Consider the following 18,075-nt stretch of genomic DNA (forward strand, 5'->3'; position numbering starts at 1 on the left):
GGGCCGGACAGGGTCGGGCCACGCATCGGGAACACCCCTGGCAGGGCCACATCCGATCGCGCGGCACGGCTTGCGAGCCGGTACCGGTAGTGTCGCAGCTCACCTCGACGCCGCCCGGTCCACCCCCGCGCCGGACGCGGGCCGGTGCGAGCGCCGCCGGCCGCGATCCGGAACACGGACACGGAGAAGGAGAAGAGCGCGATGCGAGGAACCGAACCCGAGCCGGCGCTGGCCATCTCGACCGCGCTTGCGGCCGAGGCCGACGATCGCGAGTTCGTGGCGTCGGTCGTCGACCTGATCAACCGGGTGTACGCCGACGCCGAGAAGGGGCTGTGGCTCGACGGCGCCGCCCGGACCGGCCCGACCGAGGTGCAGACCCTGATCCGCGCCGGTCAGCTCGCCGTGGCCCGGATCGACGGCCACCTGGTCGGCACCGTACGGTTCCAGCGCCTGCCCGGCGGCGAGGGTGAGTTCGGCATGCTCTCGGCCAGCCCGCGGCACCGAGGGGTCGGCATCGGCCGGGAGCTGGTCGCCTTCGCCGAGCGCTGGGCGCGGGACCTCGGACTCGCCCGGATGCAGCTCGAACTCCTCGTCCCGCAGACCTGGGCGCATCCGAGCAAGGAGTTCCTGCGCGGCTGGTACACCCGCATCGGCTACCGCGAGGTGGGCAAGGGCCGACTCGACGAGGCGCACCCCGACCTGCGGCCGTACCTCGCCACCCCGTGTGACTTCGTGATCTACCACAAGTCCCTGTGACCCGGTTTCACACGGCCGCCGGCAGGTCGTAGCGGACACCGGTCAACTCCTCGGAAAGTCGCCAGAGCCGTGCGGCGGTCGCCGGGTCCCCGGCGGACGCCACCGGCCGGACCCGCTTCGGGTAGCCCCGACTCTCGCCCGGCCCGTCCGGGCCGATGAACTGTCCACTCTCGGCGCCCGGATCGGTGGCCGCGTACAACTGCGGCAGCGCCCCCACCTCGACGTTCTGACCGAGGAGCCGGTTGGTGGCACTACCCAGCAGTTTCGTCAGGCCGGTCGGTGCGGTGCTCTGCAGGTTCGTGGCCGTGTAGCCGGGGTGGGCCAGCACGCTGCGCACCGGACTGCCCGACGCCCGCAGACGCCGGTCGAGTTCGAGCCCGAACAGGGTGCTGGCGAACTTGGACTGGGCGTAGAAGCCGAACGACGAGTACTTCCGGGCGCCGGTCAGGTCGTCGAAGCGGATGCGGCCGAACCGGTGCAGAACCGAGCTGATGGTGACCACCCGCGGATCATCGCGTTGCTGCAGGACACCCAACAGCAGGCCGGTGAGCGCGAAGTGACCGAGGTAGTTGATTCCGAACTGGATCTCGTGGCCCTGCGGGCTCAGTGTGCGCGGCGGCATCATCACGCCGGCGTTGTTGACCAGGACGTCGACCGGTACGCCGTCGGCGTGGATCCGATTCGCGAACGTCCGCACCGAATCGAGATCGGCGAGGTCGAGAAGGCGCAGTTCGAGGCGGGCATCCGGCTGAGCGGCGGTGAGACCGGCAACCGCCTGCCGGCCCTTGGCCTCGTTGCGCACCGCCATGATGACGTGCGCACCACGTCGGGCAAGTTGGCGGGAGGTCGCCAGGCCGAGGCCACTGTTGGCCCCGGTGACGACGAAGGTCCGCCCGGTCTGGTCCGGGATGCGACTGGCACTCCATTTACTCTCGTCCATGCAGCCCAGCATGAGGGCGACGGGCGCGAGCTGTCCACAAAGGCCGCAGCCTCCGAGATGTCAGACCGGGCTTTTGCCGCAATCCATGACGAGGCAGCCGGTTCGGGGACCGGCCCCGCTCAGCGGGCGAGCGAGCGGGCGATCACCATCCGCTGGATCTGGTTGGTCCCCTCAACGATCTGCAACACCTTCGCCTCGCGGAAGTAGCGCTCGACCGGGTGGTCGGCGACGTAACCGGCACCACCGAGCACCTGTACCGCGTCCGTGGTCACCCGCATCGCGGTGTCGGTGGCGAAGAGCTTGGCCTTGGCCGCCTCGATCCGGTACGGCCGCCCGGCATCGCGCAACCGGGCCGCCGCCAGGGTCAGTGCCCGCGCCGCCGACACCTGGGTGGCCATGTCGGCGAGCATGAACCCCAGTCCCTGGAAGTCGATGATGGCGCGACCGAACTGCTGGCGCTCGCGGGCGTATCCGGCGGCGTAGTCCAGGGCCGCCTGGGCCAGCCCGACCGCACAGGCGGCGATCCCGAGCCGGCCCGAGTCGAGCGCGGCCATGGCGATCCGGAAACCCTCACCCTCCTCCCCGATCAGCCGGTCGGCCGGCACCGGGGCGTCGTCGAACACGATCTGGGCGACCGGCGACGACCGCAGGCCCATCGTCCGCTCCGCCCGCTGCGGCTCGATGCCGGTACCACGGGCGGGGGCGAGCAGGCAGGAGATACCGTCGGCGCCCGGCCCGCCGGTCCGGCAGAAGACGTTGTAGAAGTCCGCGGTGGCGGCGTGGGTGATCCATGCCTTGGTGCCGGTCACCCGGTAGTGGTCGCCGTCGCGGACCGCCCGGGTGCTCAGCGCGGCGGCGTCCGAACCGCCCTGCGGCTCGGAGAGGCAGTACGCCCCGAGCAGTTCGCCGCCGATCAGGTCCGGCAGCAGTTTGCGCTGCTGTTCGGTGCCGTACGCGGCGGTCGGGTAGCAGGACAGGGTGTGCACGCTGACCGCCTCGGCGACCGCGAGCCACCGGCTGGCGAGGATCTCCAGCACCTGCAGGTAGACCTCGTACGGCTGGTCGGCTCCGCCGTGCTCCTGCGGGTAGGGCAGGCCGAGCAGGCCGCTGCGGCCCAGTGTGCGCAGCACCTCCCGGGGGAACTCGCCCCGGGCCTCGAAGTCGGCGGCGCGGGGCGCGAGTTCGCGGTCGGCCAACTCGGTGACGAGCTCGAGCAGCTCGTACGCCTCTTCGGTCGGGAGGATGCGGTCGACCGTCATAGCTGCACCAGCTCCGTCGGGATGGTGTTGAGTCGTTCGACGCCGTCCACGGTGCAGACGACGATGTCCTCGATCCGGGCGCCGTGTCGCCCGGCCCGGTAGATGCCCGGCTCGATCGAGAAGACCATGCCGGGCTCCAGCGGCCGGTCGTTGCCGGTCACCAGGTAGGGGTCCTCGTGCCCGTCCAGCCCGATGCCGTGGCCGGTGCGGTGCAGGAACTCCGGCCCGTACCCGGCCTCGGTGATCAGGTCGCGGGCGGCGGCGTCGACCGCCTCGGCGGGTACGCCGGGACGGACGGCCGCGACGGCGGCGCGCTGGGCGGCGTACAGCACCCGGTAGTAGTCGACGAAGTCCGACGGCGCGTCGGCGCCGACGACGTAGGTGCGGGTCGCGTCGGAGCAGTAGCCGGTGGGCATGGTCCCGCCGATGTCGACCACCACGGGTTCACCCGCGTCGATCCGACGCGACGAGGTGGCGTGGTGCGGGCTGGCGCCGTTTTCTCCGGCGGCGACGATGACGAAGTCCACGCTCGCGTGGCCGGCTGCCCGGATCGCGGTGGCGATGTCGGCGCCGACCTCGGCCTCGGTCCGCCCCGGCCGCAGCCACTGCCCCATCCGGTCGTGCACCGAGTCGATCGCCGCGCCGGCCTCGCGCAGCGCGGCCACCTCGGCCGGCGACTTGCGCAGCCGCAGTTCGCGCAGCACCTCGCCGGCGAGGCGCTGGGTGCTGCCGGGCAGCGCGTCCCGCAGCGCCAGCACCTGCTCGGCCCACATCCGGTTGCCCAGACCCACGGTGCCGACCGGCCCGCCGAGGGCGGCCACGACCAACGGGTACGGGTCGGTGCCGTCGTCGTGCGCGACGATGCGTACGCCGGTGCCGGGTGCCGGGGACGCCTGCGCGGCCGGCCGCTCCAGGGCCGGTACGACCAGCGTCGGTTCGCCGTGGGCGGGCAGCACCAGGCAGGTGAGCCGCTCCTGCGCGTGCGCGTGGTAACCGGTCAGGTAGCGCAGGTCGGAGCCGGGGGTGACGAGCAGCGCGTCCAGACCGGCGCGGGCGGTGGCCCGTTGGGCTGCGGCCAGCCGCTGCGGTGGGTAGAGGTCGTCGGTACGCACACCGATAGCTTAACGGTCGTTCGGGTGAGGGTCGTCACCCGAGGAGGTGGAGGGGAATGGATCCCCGAGCCACAGGGTCGGCTAGCAGACATCGGGGCACATACGCTCGTCACCATGACAATGGAATACGTACGGCTCGGCGCGACCGGCCTGCGGGTGTCGCGGGTCTGCCTGGGGATGATGAGCTACGGCTCGCCGACCTGGCGGGACTGGGTGCTCGACGAGGAGGCCGCCCACCCGCTGGTCCGCCGCGCGGTCGAACTCGGCGTCACCTTCTTCGACACCGCCGACATGTACTCCCTCGGCGCCAGCGAGGAGGTCACCGGCAGGCTGCTGGCCAAGCTGTTCGACCGCCGGGACGACTACGTCCTGGCCACCAAGGTCTACCAGCCGATGGGTGACGGGCCGAACGAGCGCGGCCTGTCCCGCAAGCACGTCCTCGCCTCGATCGACGACTCGCTGCGCCGCCTCGGCACCGACCACGTCGACCTCTACCAGACCCACCGGTGGGACTACGACACCCCGATCGAGGAGACCATGTCGGCGTTGCACGACGTGGTCCGCGCCGGCAAGGCCCGCTACCTCGGCGCCTCCAGCATGTACGCCTGGCAGTTCGCCAAGGCCCAACACGTCGCCCGGATGAACGGCTGGACCCCGTTCAGCTCCATGCAACCGCACTACAACCTCGTCTACCGGGAGGAGGAGCGGGAGATGCTGCCGCTCTGCCTGGACCAGGGCGTCGGCGTCATCCCGTGGAGCCCGCTGGCCCGTGGGGTGCTCGCCGGCACGCGTGGCCGCGACGGCGACCGGCGTACCACCCGGGCCCACTCCGACGGCATCGCCGACACGCTCTACGACGACTCGGACTTCGCCGTGGTCGACGCGGTCGCCCGGCTCGCCGAGCAGCGCGGACTGCCGTCGGCGCAGGTGGCCCTCGCCTGGCTGCTGCACCAGCCCGCGGTCACCGCGCCGATCGTCGGCGTGACCAAGCCCGGCCACATCGAGGACGCGGTCGCCGCGGTCGGGGTACGGCTCGACGAGGACGAACGGGCCGCACTGGAGGCGCCCTACCGGCCGCACCCGGTCAGGGGCCACTCCTGAGCGTACGACCGGTCGGGGCCGGTACCGGGGCGTCGGCTCCGGCGCCGGCCACGACTGTGCCAGGCTGTCGGGTGTGACCGACCGACGCCCCCTGCTCCTCGTCGACGCGCCCAGCCTCTACTTCCGGGCCTACTTCGGCATTCCGGAGTCCGCCGCACGGGCGCCCGACGGCAGCCCGGTCAACGCCGTCCGGGGCTTCCTCGACATGATCGCCTCACTGGTGCGCAGCCGGCGGCCGGACCGGCTGGTGTGCGCGCTGGACTACGACTGGCGACCGGCCTTCCGGGTGGCGCTGCTGCCGTCGTACAAGGCGCACCGGGTCGCGCCGGCCGGTGGCGAGGTGGTGCCCGACACCCTGGCCCCCCAGGTGCCGCTGCTGCTGGAGGTGCTGGCGGCGATCGGGATCCCGGCGATCGGTGCCGACGGGTACGAGGCGGACGACGTGCTCGGCACCCTGTCCGCCACCCAGCCCGGACCGGTCGAGGTGGCCTCCGGCGACCGGGACCTGTTCCAGCTCATCGACGACGAGCGTGGGGTACGGCTGCTCTACTGCGGCCGGGGCGTGGCCAAGCTGGAGGACTGCGACGACGCGGCGGTGCGCGCCAAGTACGGCGTGCCCGCCGCCGGCTACGCCGACTTCGCCGCGCTGCGCGGTGACCCGAGCGACGGCCTGCCCGGGGTCGCCGGGGTGGGTGAGAAGACCGCCGCCCGGCTGATCGAACGGTACGGCAGCCTGGCCGGCATCCTCGCCGCCCTCGACGAGCCCGGGTCCGGTTTCGCACCGGGGCTGCGGACGAAGCTCGTCGCCGCCCACGACTACCTCGCGGTCGCCCCGCAGGTGGTACGGGTGGCGCTGGACGTCCCGCTGCCGGCGCTCGACACCCGGCTGCCGACGGTTCCGGCGGACCCGGAGCGGCTGTTCGCGCTGGCCGAGAAGTGGAACCTGGCCGGTTCCTGCCGCCGCCTGGTCGACGCGTTGGCCGCCGACCGCTGAGTCGCGGACGTGACCGCGGTGCTCGTGGGGTACGAGTTGACCTCGACGGCATGATCGGGTCATGACTGCCTACTGGATCAACACGTTCACCGCCATCCACGACGAGGCCAGGCTCGCCCGCTACATCGAGTTGGCCGTGCCGGCGATACGGGCCGCGGGCGGAGTGTTCCTCGCCCGCGGCATCCCCGTACACGTGTTGGAGGGATCCGCTGCCCTGCGCACCACCGTCATCCGTTTCGACAGCGCCGATGCCGCGGTCGCGGCCTATCGCAGTAGCGCGTACCAGGAGGCGCTCGCGGAGCTCGGCGACGGTGCCGAGCGCGACATCCGGATCATGAACGGCGTAGCGGACTGACGCCCACTGGAGCGGGGTCGGGTGGGGCATGGTGCGCCCGACCCGACCCCGGTACCGGTCTGTGAAACCCGATCCGAACCGCTTGCGGACCTATTCGGAGCGGGGCGAGCCGGTCGGGTTCAGGTACCCGACCGGACCGTCGCCGGCCGGGCTCCACCACCGGAACTCGGTGCTCGTCGCGCTCAGTGCGACCGACTCGCGGCGCTGGACCGTGTTGGTGCGGAACACCAGCGTCGCCGTCGAGGTGACGTCCGGCTGCGTCGGTGTGAAGCGCACCGACACGGTGCAGGTACGTCCCGGCGCGATCGTGCGGCCCGAGCACTGGTCGCGGTCGAGCCGGAACACGTTCCGGTCACTTTCGGCGCGGAGCGCGTCCCGTGCTTCCAGGCTCGTCTTCTCGACAGCCGTCGAGAGAATTCGCAGCGCCTTGTCGCCGCTGTTGGTGACCGTGACCTTCCGCACCTGACCGGACGTGCCCACCGGTTGCGCGGTGAACACCGGGGTCTCGGCGGAGAACTTCGGCCCGGCCGGCGGCGGCGGTCCGACCTGGATGGTCTTCGAGGTGGTGATCGGCGCGAGCGAGGCGCTGTCGGTGTACTGACGCATCGAGTCGTTCGTGACGGTGACCGTCACCGAACCGCGCCGCAGTGCGGTCAGCGTCTGGGTCTGCGGGTCGAGGATCGCGACCTTGCCGGCCTGACGGGCCTTGGCGATGGCCTCGGTGCCGCTGCCGACCGCGAGGCTCGACGATCCGCTCCAGTGCACCGACATCGGGTACCGCAGGGGCACGACACGCGAGCCGGTGGACACTCCCTGGGGCTGGACGATGCTGCCGCTCAGTTGCGCGGTCGTGTGCAGGTCGAGCAGCTCCGGCGCGTTCAAGGTGATCGACTGCGCGAAGGCCCGTACGTCCGCCTCCAGCCACTGCTGGTTCGCGTTGCGGCGGCTGTCCACCGACCAGTTCACCCATCCGGTGAAGCCGCCCCGGTCCGGCGTGCCGTACGGGTCCTTGCCCGACGACGGCAGCACGACGTACGGGACACCTTCGACGCGGTGGACGTCGGCGATCTGGGCGTGGGAGCCGAACATCACCGCCCCCTTGTTGCTCTCGTCGCGGAAGTCCGTGAGCAGGCTCTCCACGAGCGCCGCCTCATCGCGGTCACCGAGCTGGCTGGACTTCGTCTCGGCCGGGTCGTCCACCGGGTGGTGGGCGGCCACGACGACATTGCGTACCGACGGGTCACGCTTGGCGTCGTCGAGTGCCTGCTGCATCATCGGCAGCTGGTCCCACGCGGTGCCGCGCAGCGTGCCCAGGGAACTGGCCAGCAGGATGAACCGGGTGCCCTTGTGGTCGAACGTCCGGTACGGCTGCCCGAACTCGGCCTTGAACGCCGTCAGGTCCGACTGGGTGTTGTTGAGCCCGTAGGACTCGTGGTTACCCGGAACGTAGTAGCACGGCACCCTGCCGGTTGTCGGGTCGGGCGTGCTCTCCTCGGCCGGCTCCTGGCCGACCGGGATGAGATCGCAGCCCGCGTCGGTCAGCACCTGCCGAGCCAACGCGAGATCCTGCGGCAGACCGCGGTCGGTGATGTCGCCGTTGAGGATCACCAGGTCCGGCTGGGTCTGACGGATCCGGTGCAGGGCGGCGGTCGCGACCTGGGTCAGGTTCGGGTTGTCCGCGGTGAACTGCACGTCCGACAGTGACGCGAAGGTCCAGGTCCCCGCCGCGTCCTTCAGCGACCCGTCGGGCGACACGAGCGGGTCCGGCCGCAGGTCCGGCTGGGCCGGGAGGTCGATCGACGTCGGCACGTCGGCCTCGATGCGGCTGAGCACGAAGGTGCCCGCGCGCTGCTGGGGCACGCTGGTGTTGATCCCCTGGAAGCTCGAGATCGAGATCGGGAACGTCGTGTTGGCCGGCAGCGTGAAGCTGGCGTACTGCCAGTCGTCGCTGGCCACCAGCGCCGTACCGTAGACGCCCGTGCCCTTGCCGTTGGCGTCGGTGTAGCCCAGGTAGGTCAACCCGCTCGGCACGGCGATGCTCGACTTGATCCGTACCCGCACGCGCAGCGGCTGACCCGGCAGCGTCACCCGGTTGGCCGTGGTGGTCGCGGCGATGCCGACGTTGCGCATCGCGGCGAAGTCGATCCGCAGGCCGTCGGGGTCCTTGGCGAAGGTGGTCGCGGCGGTGCTGTTGTTGCGCCACCGCGCGAGCACGTCGTCGGTGAAGTCGTACGCCGAGATGTTCTGCACGCCGATCGTGATCGGCAGCTGTACCGACCTGTCCGCGACGGAGATGGTCAGGATCGTGCCGGCTGCCTTCAGCGGAGTGATCCTCAGTTTCCCGGCGGACGGCTGGACGTCGACGACACTGTGGTCGTAGTCCAGGGTGAGGTCGGCCGGGTCGATCGGAGCGGTGTAGCCCTGGTCGTCGCGGCCGGTGACACTCACCGTCGTCGCGGCGTCGGGCGTGGCGTCGGCGATGGCGAGGCGACCGGTCGACAGTTCGACGCTGTCGAGCTTGCCGAGCACGTCGACCTTTGTCGAGGCTGTCATGCCGCGGACGGCGGCGGTGACCGTGATCCGGCCGGACGCGCGCGCCGGGGCCTGGAGCACGCCGGCCTTCACCGGCGTGCCGGCGCCGTTCCAGCGCACCGACTCCGGGTCGACCGCCACCGGCGTCTCGTGGTTGTCGAGGCCCTGGGCGAGCAGCGTACGACGCAGCCCGGGGAAGACCTTCACGCCTCCGTCACCGGACGCCCCGGCCGGGGCCGGCTTGACCAGGAGCTGGTGGAGCTTGCCGTCGCCCGGTACGACGAACACGCCGACGCCGTTGGGGTCGTTGCGCTCCTGCCCGTCGGACGGCACGTTGCGTACGGTCGTCTCGGTAGCGCCCAGCGCGCGGGCGACCATCGTCGTGGAGCCGCCACCGTCGAGGTTGACCGCCGTCTCCACCCCCAGGGCGGCGAGATCGCGCGCCTCCTTGTCGATGCCGACGCCGCCCTTGCCGGTGCCGCCCGGACCGTCCCAGGTGGCGAGTACGAGGGTGCGACCACCGTCCTTGAAGCCGAGCGCGGTGCGTGGCGCGACCGAGGTGTCCAGGCCGGGTACGACCTTGCCGCCGGACACGATCGTCCCGCCGTTGCCGAGTGCGAACTTCATCGTCCTGGCCACGTCGTTCGACAGCGCGTACGTCAGCGTGGCCGGGTCGCCCGGTTGCAGGGCGCGCAGGGCCGTCGCCGCAGCGTCGCGACCGACGAGCACGAAGCTGTCGTCCGGGATCGCGCCGGAGCCCGCCGGTCCACCGGGCGCGACGGAGACGACCTTGCCGCCGGAGACGAGGACCTCGGCGATCCGGCTGGCGTCGACGCCGGTGAACCCACGGTTGCGGCTGTAGGTTCCCCATGCCGCCGTGAAGGCGACCAGTCCGTCGACGGGTACTCCGGCGCCGTTGGCGGCATTGATCGACAGGACCCTGTGGTCCGCGCCGGCGAAGTTCGCGTTCGAGTCGACGGCGAGGTCGACGAGCTGGGCGATCCCGTCCCGGCTCACCCCGACGTGCTGGCGTCCGCCGATGTCCGCCGTCTTCAGCAGCTGTCCGTCCTGGATCTCGCCGCCGAGCGCGGCGTTGCTGTTGCCGATGTCGAAGAACTCGCCGTTGACGCCGGCCACCGCACCGGCCCTGTTGGCCGCGACGCTCAGCGGGCCGCCCGAGGCGACCGGGCCCGAGGTCAACAGGTCCGTGCCGACCGCGGCGTTCGACAGGTCGACGGTCAGGAACTGCGCGTCGTACCAGCCGCTGCGGTCCAGCGCCTTCACGTGCGCGAGACCAATTCCGGGACCGATTTTCTCGTTCGTGTCGACCAGCGGAATTCCGCCGGTGACGGGTGTGGCCGGCTGACCGGATCTCGCCTGCGCGACCGCCGGAAACGCCATCAGGGTGAGCGCCGTGGCGAGCACGCTCACCAGCGGCGTGACACGCCCGAGGGTGGGGAATTTCGATCTCACTCGGATCCTCGACTCCATAGACACAGGCGCGCAAGCGCGCCACGCCCCGCTCGGCACGGGATCGGCCAGACGCTAACGATCTTGACCGAATCAAAGATGAATCAGCCTCGACCAGCCAATGAATGTCCGTGCGGAGAGAAGATCCGGGGACTGCATCCCGGCGGTTGTCAGCCGCCCTCGCGGCGCTGGGCAGTCAGGACGCCCGGGCGGCTGGCGTCGACCGAACTCTGCCGGACCCGGAGGGCGGCGGGGAACACGCAGCGCCAGTGCGGGGCGAGTTGCCGGTTCACCAGCGCTCGGGTGGCGGTGGCAGCCATCTGTTCGACCGGCTGGTGGACAGAGGACATCGGCGGGGTGGTGCAGGCGGCGAGCACGCTGTCGTCGAATCCCACCACCGCCACGTCCTGCGGCACCCGCCGGCCGGTGTCGGACAGCGCCTGCATCGCCCCGGTCGCCATCAGGTCACAGCCGACGAAGATCGCGTCCAGCGTCGGCTGCTCGGCCAGCAGGCGCAGGGTCAGCTCGTACCCCTCCTCCCGACGGAACTTGCCGACGGCGGAGATGTCCGGTAGCCCGAGGTCGCGTACCGCACGCCGGTGCCCCTCGCGCCTGCTGTCGGCGCACGGGTTGCCCGGTTGACCGTGGAGTGCGGCGATGCGGCGACGGCCGGTCTCGTGCAGGTGGATGACCGCCGCGTACGCGCCGCCGACATTTTCCACGTCGATGAACGGAACCGCCGGAGCCGACCGCCCCATCGCCACGACCCGGTCACACCGGGCATAGAACTCCGCCGCGAGCGCCGGTGCCACGTTGACGAGCAGGACACCCATGCTCGCCGTGTCGGCGACCTTGGCCAACAGCGCGCGTGCGTCCGCCTCCTCGACCACGTGAACACGCAACTGCGCGTTACTGCCGGCCAGTTCCTGCAGGATCCCGGCGGTCACCCGGCCGTAGTACGGACTGGTGCCGAACACCGACGGGTCGTCGACCACGATGAGTTCGACCACGTCACCGTGGCCTGACGCCAGAGCGCGGGCAACGGAGTCGGGCCGGTACCCGAGCCGGGCGATGACCTCCCGGACCCGCTCGCGGGTGGTCGGTGACACACCCGGTGCGTCGTTGACGACCCGAGAGACCGCCGCCTTGGACACGCCCGCCTCGGCGGCGACATCGGCCAGCGTCGGCCTCCTCTGTGACATCGGCCAACTATATGATCTGCAACCCCCTCCGGCCGAGGACGTCCGCGATCATGCCGGGTGGCCCGTCGTGGCCTCGGTCGGGACGGTGGACCGGCGGGTCGGCACCGCACGGCCCGGCACACCGGATCAGCCTTCAGGGGTACGTCCATGGTCTACCCACCAGCGCGGGCTGATACCTCCGTGAGCCGATGACGTCGCCACCGCCGAGCGGCCACCATCTAGGCACGTTGTCAACACGGGGAGGGCACATGGCAGAACCACCCACCACGCGCATCGACCGAGTACGAGTGACGCGCCGAAGCGTGATCGCAGCGGCGCTGGCGGTTGGGGCCGTCGTACCGGTCGGCGCGGCGGGACACGCATCGGTGGCTCGGGCCACTGCGGGTCCGGCGCGGCTCACCCTGCCCGTGCCGACCGGGCCGTACCCGGTGGGCACGGTGCAGTTGCGCGTCGTCGACCGTTCACGTCCGGATCCCGTGCTCGGCGCCGGGCACTACCGCGAACTGATGACCAGCCTCTGGTATCCCGCCCGGGACGTCGGGCGGCATCCGTTGACACGGTGGATGCCCCCCGCCGTCCTGCGCACGTACCTCACGGCCGCCGGGTTCGAGGCGGACGCGGCGGTCGCGCCACTCACGGCCGGTCACCTGGGAGCCCCGGTGCGGCGTACGGGTGAACGGCTGCCCGTCGTCGTGTTCTCGCACGGAGCGCACGATCACCGAGCCGACACCACGATCGTCGTTCAGGAACTCGCCAGCCACGGGTACCTGGTGGTCACAGTGGATCACACCTATGACGCGTACAGTGAATTCCCGGACGGCCGACTCACCGTACCGCTCGACGACCCGGCGCTGGTCCCGTCGGACTTCGCCCGGGACGTTCGGTTCGCCCTCGACCGCGTCGAGGACCTCGTCGCCGGGCGCAACCCGGACGCCGATCACCGGCCGTTGCCGGCCGGCCTGCGGGGCGCCCCCGACCCGCGTCGCGTTGGCATGTTCGGGTGGTCGAAGGGTGCGACGGCTACCGCGCTCGTCATGAGCGACGACCAGCGGATCCGGGCCGGGCTGGGCATCGACGGTCCGATGCAGGCGCAACCGCCGCTCAGCACCGACCTGCACCGGCCCTTCATGCTGATGACCGCGGACTTCACCCGGGCAGCGGAGCCGAGCGTCGCCGAGTTCTGGTCACATCTGCGCGGATGGCGGCTCAACATCCAGGCCGACGGCGCGATCCACTCGTCGTACGGCGACACCCAGGTGCTGGTCCCCCAACTGGCGAGGGCTATCGGGATGAGTGACGAGGAACTCCGGAACTGGATCGGCACCCTCGATCCAGTCCGGGCGCTGCGGATCCAGCAGGCGTACCCGCTCGCGTTCTTCGACCTGCACCTGCGGGGCCGGCGGAGCCACCTCCTCGATGGCCCGAGCGCGGTCTTCCCGGAGGTGCGATTCATTCCCTGACGCGGTGCTCAGATGGGAGGCGTGGGCAGGTCGGTCGCTCGTCCCCTCGACCGGATCGAATCGGCGACGACGATCCCGACCAGGACCGCGGCGGCCGCCGCGCCGATCGCCAGTGGGGGAAGGCGCCCGAGGGTCATCGCTGGCGCGATCAGCGCGACAAGGACCAGCCCGACCACCCGGGGCCAGGAGATCGAGCCGACCACCTGGTACTCGAACAACGCCCGCCCGGCCAGGAACACCACCGGCCCGCCGAGAATCGCGTACAGCCAGACCGGGGTGGTGCGCCCCAGCGGGGTGGTGACGAACAGTTCGTAGCCGACCGAGGCGAGCACTATCCCGCCGACCATCAACAGGTGCGTGTACGCCATCGCGAAGCCGAGTCGGGCCGGCTGGCGCGCCGAGGTGATCGCCGCCGGCAGGAGTTGCCCGGCGCGGTGGAAGTAGACCCGCCAGAGCAGCACGGTGGTCAGGAACGCCACCAGGAACGCGACCGTCCGGTCGAGGGCGAAGTTCTCACCGCTGAAGGTCAGGCCGATCACCAGGATCGACTCCCCCAGGGTGACCAGCAGGAACTGCTGGTACCGCTCGGCCAGGTGCTCTCCGGCGATCGACCACTGGGCGACCCGGGACCGGCCGAGTCTCGGGGTCGGCCAGCCGAACGCCGCACCGGCGAAGTCGAGGCCGACCGCCAGGGTCCACAGCACCCCACGTACACCGGGGTCGGCGGCCACGCCCCCGAGCAGCCACAGCACCCCGCTCACCCCGAGCCAGCAGATCACCCGCACGGAGACGACCCGCTCACGCGAGTGGACCACCGCGAGGAAGACCGACCGGCCGAGTTGGACCGCGACGTACGCCCCGGCGAACACCACCGCACGCTCGCCGAAGCCCCGGGGAACGGCGACCGCCATCACCATGGCCCCCAACATGCTCGCGATCACGACGAACTGGATCTCGGGCCGGTCCGGATCCAACCGGCTGGTGATCAACGCGGTGAACGACCACACCAGCCAGAGCGCCAGGAAGAGCAACAGGGTCTGGCCCGCCTCGGAGAGCAGGATCCGCCGGTCGGTACTGAAATCAGTGATCAACCGCTGGGACACCCGGGTCAGTCCGAACACGAAGACCAGATCGAAGAAGAGTTCCAGGAAGGTGGCCCGCTGTGAGGTCGCCTCGGTACGAAGCAGCCCCATATCCCCGGCACCGCTCATTGTCCCACCCACCGAAACCAGCCTCCGGGACTCGTCGGCCAGCGATCCCCACAACTAACGAGGCAACATCCGACGAGGGCGTGGACTATCCGGGGCGTTGCTGACGAATCTGCGGACAAGACCAGGCAGTAAGCATCCGAATAATCCGCTAAGTCCGACGTATCGTCTTTATCCGCTGCTACGGTCGTTCCGAGACCTCGCGATCCTTGAGGTCATCCGCCCTCGGCAACGAAGGCCACGTCAGGAGCCTCGCCAGCCGGGCGTGGATCACCTGACAGCTCCCTCGGCCATGGCCGGGCGAAGCTTCGAGGCCCGAGGGGTGGGTGTGCGGTGTTCGACGGATTCGAGGTCTTCGACGTCGCGACGTCGGCCACGACCATCCATGGGCGTCGTGGAGGAGCCGGACCACCCGTGCTCCTCCTGCACGGAATCCCGGAGACCCACCTCATGTGGCATCGGGTGGCGCCTCGGCTCGCGGAGCGCCACACCGTCGTCGCCACCGACCTGCGGGGCTGGGGCGACAGCGGTAAGCCGTCCAGCGCGGCCGACCACGAGCCATACAGCATGCGGACGATCGCGCGCGATCAGGTCGAGGTCATGCGGCAGTTGGGCTACGAGCGGTTCGACGTCGTCTCCCATGACCGCGGATCCCGATGTGGCTACCGGCTCGCACTCGACCACCCGGAGGCCGTGACGAAACTCGCCGTCATGGACGTCATCCCCGTGGGGGAGGCATACCGGCGAGCCGGGCGCGAATTCAGCCTCGCCTACTGGGTCTGGTCCTTCCTCGCCGCCCCGGAACCGGCGCCGGAACAGTTTCTCGCCGCTGCGCCGGGCGTGCTGGTCGACTTCATGCTCGACACCTGGACGGAAGTGAAGGACGCCTTCCCGCCCGAGGTACGCGCCGCGTACGTCAAACAGTTCGGCGACCCTGCCACCGCGCACGCGATCTGTGAGGAGTTCCGGGCATCCGCGACGCTGGACTACCAGAACGACGAGAACGATCGCGAAAACAACCGCAGGATCGACTGCCCGGTCCTGTTCCTCTGGTCGCAGCGGGGTTCGGTCGCGAAGCTATACGATGATCCACTTGCCATCTGGCAGGAATGGGCCGATGACGTGCGTGGTGGTCCGATCCCGGTCGGGCACTTCATCCCGGAGGAGGCGCCCGACGAGACCGTCCGCCGGGTGCTGGACTTCCTGCGGTGATCTCGTCCCTCGCGCGTGAACCTCGAACGACGGGGTCACCGGACGCACGACCTGGACCGGCCCTCTCCTGAGGAGGCGAACCGGGCCACGCTGGCCCGGATGGCCCCGCTCCACCTGGCACGACGGCGATCCTCGCCGCGCCGGGCCCGCGTACGCCGCCACCTCTGCCGCGGTGTCCGCCGCCGAAGGCATCCCGGTAGCCATGAGCTCCGGCGGCCGGCCGCCACCGGCTTTCCCAAGATCTGCCAGCAGCGCCACGGGGTCGAGTGCGACACCCTCCACTGGACGCGGGCCAGCCGTTAGGCCGATTGCGGTCAACATCGCCGTTCTATAGATACATTCCAGTACCTCGATGTGCCACCGCACCCATCTGGAGGTAAGTCAGAATGACGTTCTCCACCAAGACGATCGGTCGATGGCGGGCGATGGGCGTTGCGCTCACCGCAACCGCCCTGGTCCTCGCCACGACGGCCACCCCGGCGTCGGCGGGCACCGATCCGGCCGCCACCGACACCGGCCGGGCCGCCGCGGGCGCCAAGGGCTCCCCCGGCTCGCGCACGGCGGGCACCATCCTGCGGGCCGGCGGCAAGACAGCCGTCAAGGACAGCTACATCGTCGTCTTCAAGGACTCGACGGTCTCCCGGACAGCCGTGGCAGCCAAGGCACGGAACGTCGCCGACCGGGTTGGCGGTCGGATCGGCCACCAGTACTCGCACGCGCTGCGGGGCTTCGAGATCACGGTGAACGAACAGGCTGCCCGCAAGATCGCGGCTGACCCGTCGGTCGCCTACGTCGAGCAGAACCACACCGTGTCGCTCGCGGGCACCCAGACCCCCGTACCCTCCTGGGGCCTGGACCGCATCGACCAGCGCAACCGCCCACTGGACAACAGCTACACCTACCCGGTCACCGGGTCGGGCGTGCGGGCCTACATCATCGACACCGGCATCCGCTTCGACCACAACGACTTCGGCGGCCGCGCGGTCAGCGGGTACGACGCCATCGACGGCGGCAGCGCCGACGACGCCAACGGACACGGCACGCACGTCGCCGGCACCGTGGGCGGCAGTTCCTACGGGGTGGCCAAGAGTGTCACCCTGGTCGGCGTCCGGGTGCTCGACGCCAACGGATCGGGCACGTGGGCCCAGGTCATCGGGGGTGTCGACTGGGTGACCGCGGACCACGACCCCGGTGAGCCGGCGGTGGCCAACATGAGCCTCGGCGGCGCCGGCACCGCAGTGAACGCCGCCGTCGCCAACTCGATCGCCGACGGTGTCACCTACGCGGTCGCGGCCGGCAACGAGAGCACCGACGCGTGCACGCGTACCCCGGCGAGCACACCGACCGCCATCACCGTCGGCGCCACCGACAGCGGCGACACCCGGGCGTCGTTCTCCAACTACGGCACCTGCCTGGACATCTTCGCCCCGGGGGTGAGCATCACCTCGGCCTGGCACACGGGCAACACCGCCACCAACACCATCAGCGGTACCTCGATGGCCAGCCCGCACGTGGCGGGAGCGGCGGCGCTCGTCCTGGCGCAGAACCCCGCCCTCAGCCCCCAACAGGTACGCGACTCGCTGGTCAACGACGCCACCAACGGGGTGGTCGGCAACCCCGGCACCGGGTCGGTCAACAAACTGCTGTACGTCACCAACACCGGAACCCCGCCGACGAACGACTTCTCCGTGGCCGTCTCACCGGCCTCGGGCACCACGCCGCAGGGCGGATCGGTCGCCACGACCGTGGTCACCGCGACCACCTCCGGCTCACCGCAGTCGGTCAGCCTCTCCGCCGCCGGCCTGCCCTCCGGTGCCACCGCGACGTTCGCGCCGTCCTCGGTCACCTCCGGCGGCAACGCGACGTTGACCATCCAGACGTCGGGCTCGACGCCGCCGGGCAGCTATCCGGTCACGGTGTACGGCACCGGCGCGTCGGGCACCCGCACGACCACCTACACCGTGGTCGTGACCGGGACCGGTGGCTGTTCGAGCCCCGGCCAGAAACTGGCCAACCCCGGCTTCGAGGCGGGTCACTCGGTGTGGCAGATGACCCCGGACGTCATCGGCCAGCACGCGCCGTACCAGCCGCCCCGCACCGGGACGTACAACGCCTGGCTGCTCGGGTACGGGTTCACCACGTACGACATCCTGCAGCAGACGGTGACCCTGCCGGCCAACTGCTCCTCCTACCAGCTGAGCTTCTGGATGAAGATCAGCACCGCCGAGTACGAGGGCCTCGCCTTCGACGGCATCCAGGTGCAGGCCATCGTCGGCTCGACCACCACTCCCCTGGCGACCTGGACCAACCTGGACGCCAGCGCCGACTACGTACTGCGCACCGTCGACCTGTCGGCATTCGCCGGGCAGACGATCCTGTTGCGGTTCTACGCCACCGAGGACTGGTCGCTGCCCACCTCGATCGTGATCGATGACACGGCGCTGACCGTGTCCTGATCGCCACTGATCGCTGGT

At 70.7% G+C, this 18,075-nt stretch carries 13 protein-coding genes; 7 read left to right on the forward strand and 6 right to left on the reverse strand.

What is annotated here, in order from left to right; translation table 11 throughout:
• Nucleotides 1-201 precede the first annotated feature (201 nt).
• Nucleotides 202-756: a GNAT family N-acetyltransferase gene (locus tag ACZ6QQ_RS22825; RefSeq protein WP_465878850.1), complete on the forward strand. Its 555-nt coding sequence runs from the start codon at nucleotides 202-204 to the stop codon at nucleotides 754-756.
• Nucleotides 757-763: 7 nt separating this feature from the next.
• On the opposite strand, the gene ACZ6QQ_RS22830 is transcribed toward ACZ6QQ_RS22825, so the two are convergent.
• The 3 genes from ACZ6QQ_RS22830 to ACZ6QQ_RS22840 all read right to left on the reverse strand — a co-directional run bounded on the left by ACZ6QQ_RS22830 (nucleotide 764) and on the right by ACZ6QQ_RS22840 (nucleotide 4,067).
• The gene (locus tag ACZ6QQ_RS22830) at nucleotides 764-1,696 is read right to left on the reverse strand and encodes an oxidoreductase (RefSeq protein WP_465878852.1); all 933 of its coding nucleotides are present in this window, start codon (nucleotides 1,694-1,696) and stop codon (nucleotides 764-766) included.
• A gap of 119 nt (nucleotides 1,697-1,815) precedes the next feature.
• The gene (locus ACZ6QQ_RS22835) at nucleotides 1,816-2,955 is read right to left on the reverse strand and encodes an acyl-CoA dehydrogenase family protein (RefSeq protein ID WP_465878855.1); all 1,140 of its coding nucleotides are present in this window, start codon (nucleotides 2,953-2,955) and stop codon (nucleotides 1,816-1,818) included.
• On the reverse strand, nucleotides 2,952-4,067 hold the full coding sequence (locus ACZ6QQ_RS22840; RefSeq protein WP_465878857.1) for a M24 family metallopeptidase: 1,116 nt from the start codon (nucleotides 4,065-4,067) through the stop codon (nucleotides 2,952-2,954). The genes ACZ6QQ_RS22835 and ACZ6QQ_RS22840 overlap by 4 nt, the downstream gene beginning before the upstream one ends.
• 120 nt (nucleotides 4,068-4,187) lie before the next feature.
• On the opposite strand from ACZ6QQ_RS22840, the gene ACZ6QQ_RS22845 reads away from it, so the two are divergent.
• From ACZ6QQ_RS22845 to ACZ6QQ_RS22855, 3 genes are all read left to right on the forward strand, one after another.
• Complete coding sequence (locus ACZ6QQ_RS22845; protein ID WP_465878944.1) at nucleotides 4,188-5,168, forward strand: aldo/keto reductase; 981 nt, start codon at nucleotides 4,188-4,190, stop codon at nucleotides 5,166-5,168.
• Between the two features lie 73 nt (nucleotides 5,169-5,241).
• The gene (locus ACZ6QQ_RS22850; RefSeq protein WP_465878859.1) at nucleotides 5,242-6,162 is read left to right on the forward strand and encodes a 5'-3' exonuclease; all 921 of its coding nucleotides are present in this window, start codon (nucleotides 5,242-5,244) and stop codon (nucleotides 6,160-6,162) included.
• A 61-nt stretch (nucleotides 6,163-6,223) separates the two neighbouring features.
• A complete protein-coding gene (locus ACZ6QQ_RS22855) occupies nucleotides 6,224-6,517 on the forward strand; it encodes a DUF1330 domain-containing protein (RefSeq protein ID WP_465878861.1) in 294 nt (97 codons plus the stop codon).
• Nucleotides 6,518-6,607: 90 nt separating this feature from the next.
• Here ACZ6QQ_RS22855 and ACZ6QQ_RS22860 read toward each other — a convergent pair whose 3' ends face one another.
• Both ACZ6QQ_RS22860 and ACZ6QQ_RS22865 read right to left on the reverse strand, forming a co-directional pair.
• A complete protein-coding gene (locus ACZ6QQ_RS22860; protein WP_465878862.1) occupies nucleotides 6,608-10,522 on the reverse strand; it encodes a phosphodiester glycosidase family protein in 3,915 nt (1,304 codons plus the stop codon).
• A 167-nt stretch (nucleotides 10,523-10,689) separates the two neighbouring features.
• Nucleotides 10,690-11,721 (reverse strand): LacI family DNA-binding transcriptional regulator, encoded by a 1,032-nt coding sequence (locus tag ACZ6QQ_RS22865; protein ID WP_465878863.1) that lies wholly within the window; start codon nucleotides 11,719-11,721, stop codon nucleotides 10,690-10,692.
• Nucleotides 11,722-12,086: 365 nt separating this feature from the next.
• Between ACZ6QQ_RS22865 and ACZ6QQ_RS22870 the strand changes: the two genes are divergently transcribed.
• Nucleotides 12,087-13,181 carry an alpha/beta hydrolase family protein gene (locus ACZ6QQ_RS22870; RefSeq protein ID WP_465878865.1) on the forward strand — a complete coding sequence of 365 codons (1,095 nt, stop codon included), beginning with the start codon at nucleotides 12,087-12,089 and terminating at the stop codon, nucleotides 13,179-13,181.
• An 8-nt stretch (nucleotides 13,182-13,189) separates the two neighbouring features.
• Here ACZ6QQ_RS22870 and ACZ6QQ_RS22875 read toward each other — a convergent pair whose 3' ends face one another.
• A complete protein-coding gene (locus tag ACZ6QQ_RS22875; RefSeq protein WP_465878867.1) occupies nucleotides 13,190-14,374 on the reverse strand; it encodes a low temperature requirement protein A in 1,185 nt (394 codons plus the stop codon).
• Nucleotides 14,375-14,803: 429 nt separating this feature from the next.
• On the opposite strand from ACZ6QQ_RS22875, the gene ACZ6QQ_RS22880 reads away from it, so the two are divergent.
• Together ACZ6QQ_RS22880 and ACZ6QQ_RS22885 are read left to right on the forward strand one after the other, a co-directional pair.
• Nucleotides 14,804-15,601 carry an alpha/beta fold hydrolase gene (locus ACZ6QQ_RS22880; protein ID WP_465878869.1) on the forward strand — a complete coding sequence of 266 codons (798 nt, stop codon included), beginning with the start codon at nucleotides 14,804-14,806 and terminating at the stop codon, nucleotides 15,599-15,601.
• Between the two features lie 386 nt (nucleotides 15,602-15,987).
• A complete protein-coding gene (locus tag ACZ6QQ_RS22885) occupies nucleotides 15,988-18,057 on the forward strand; it encodes a S8 family peptidase (RefSeq protein WP_465878871.1) in 2,070 nt (689 codons plus the stop codon).
• Nucleotides 18,058-18,075: the final 18 nt, after the last annotated feature.

It is taken from the genome of Micromonospora sp. NPDC049529 (assembly GCF_055586685.1).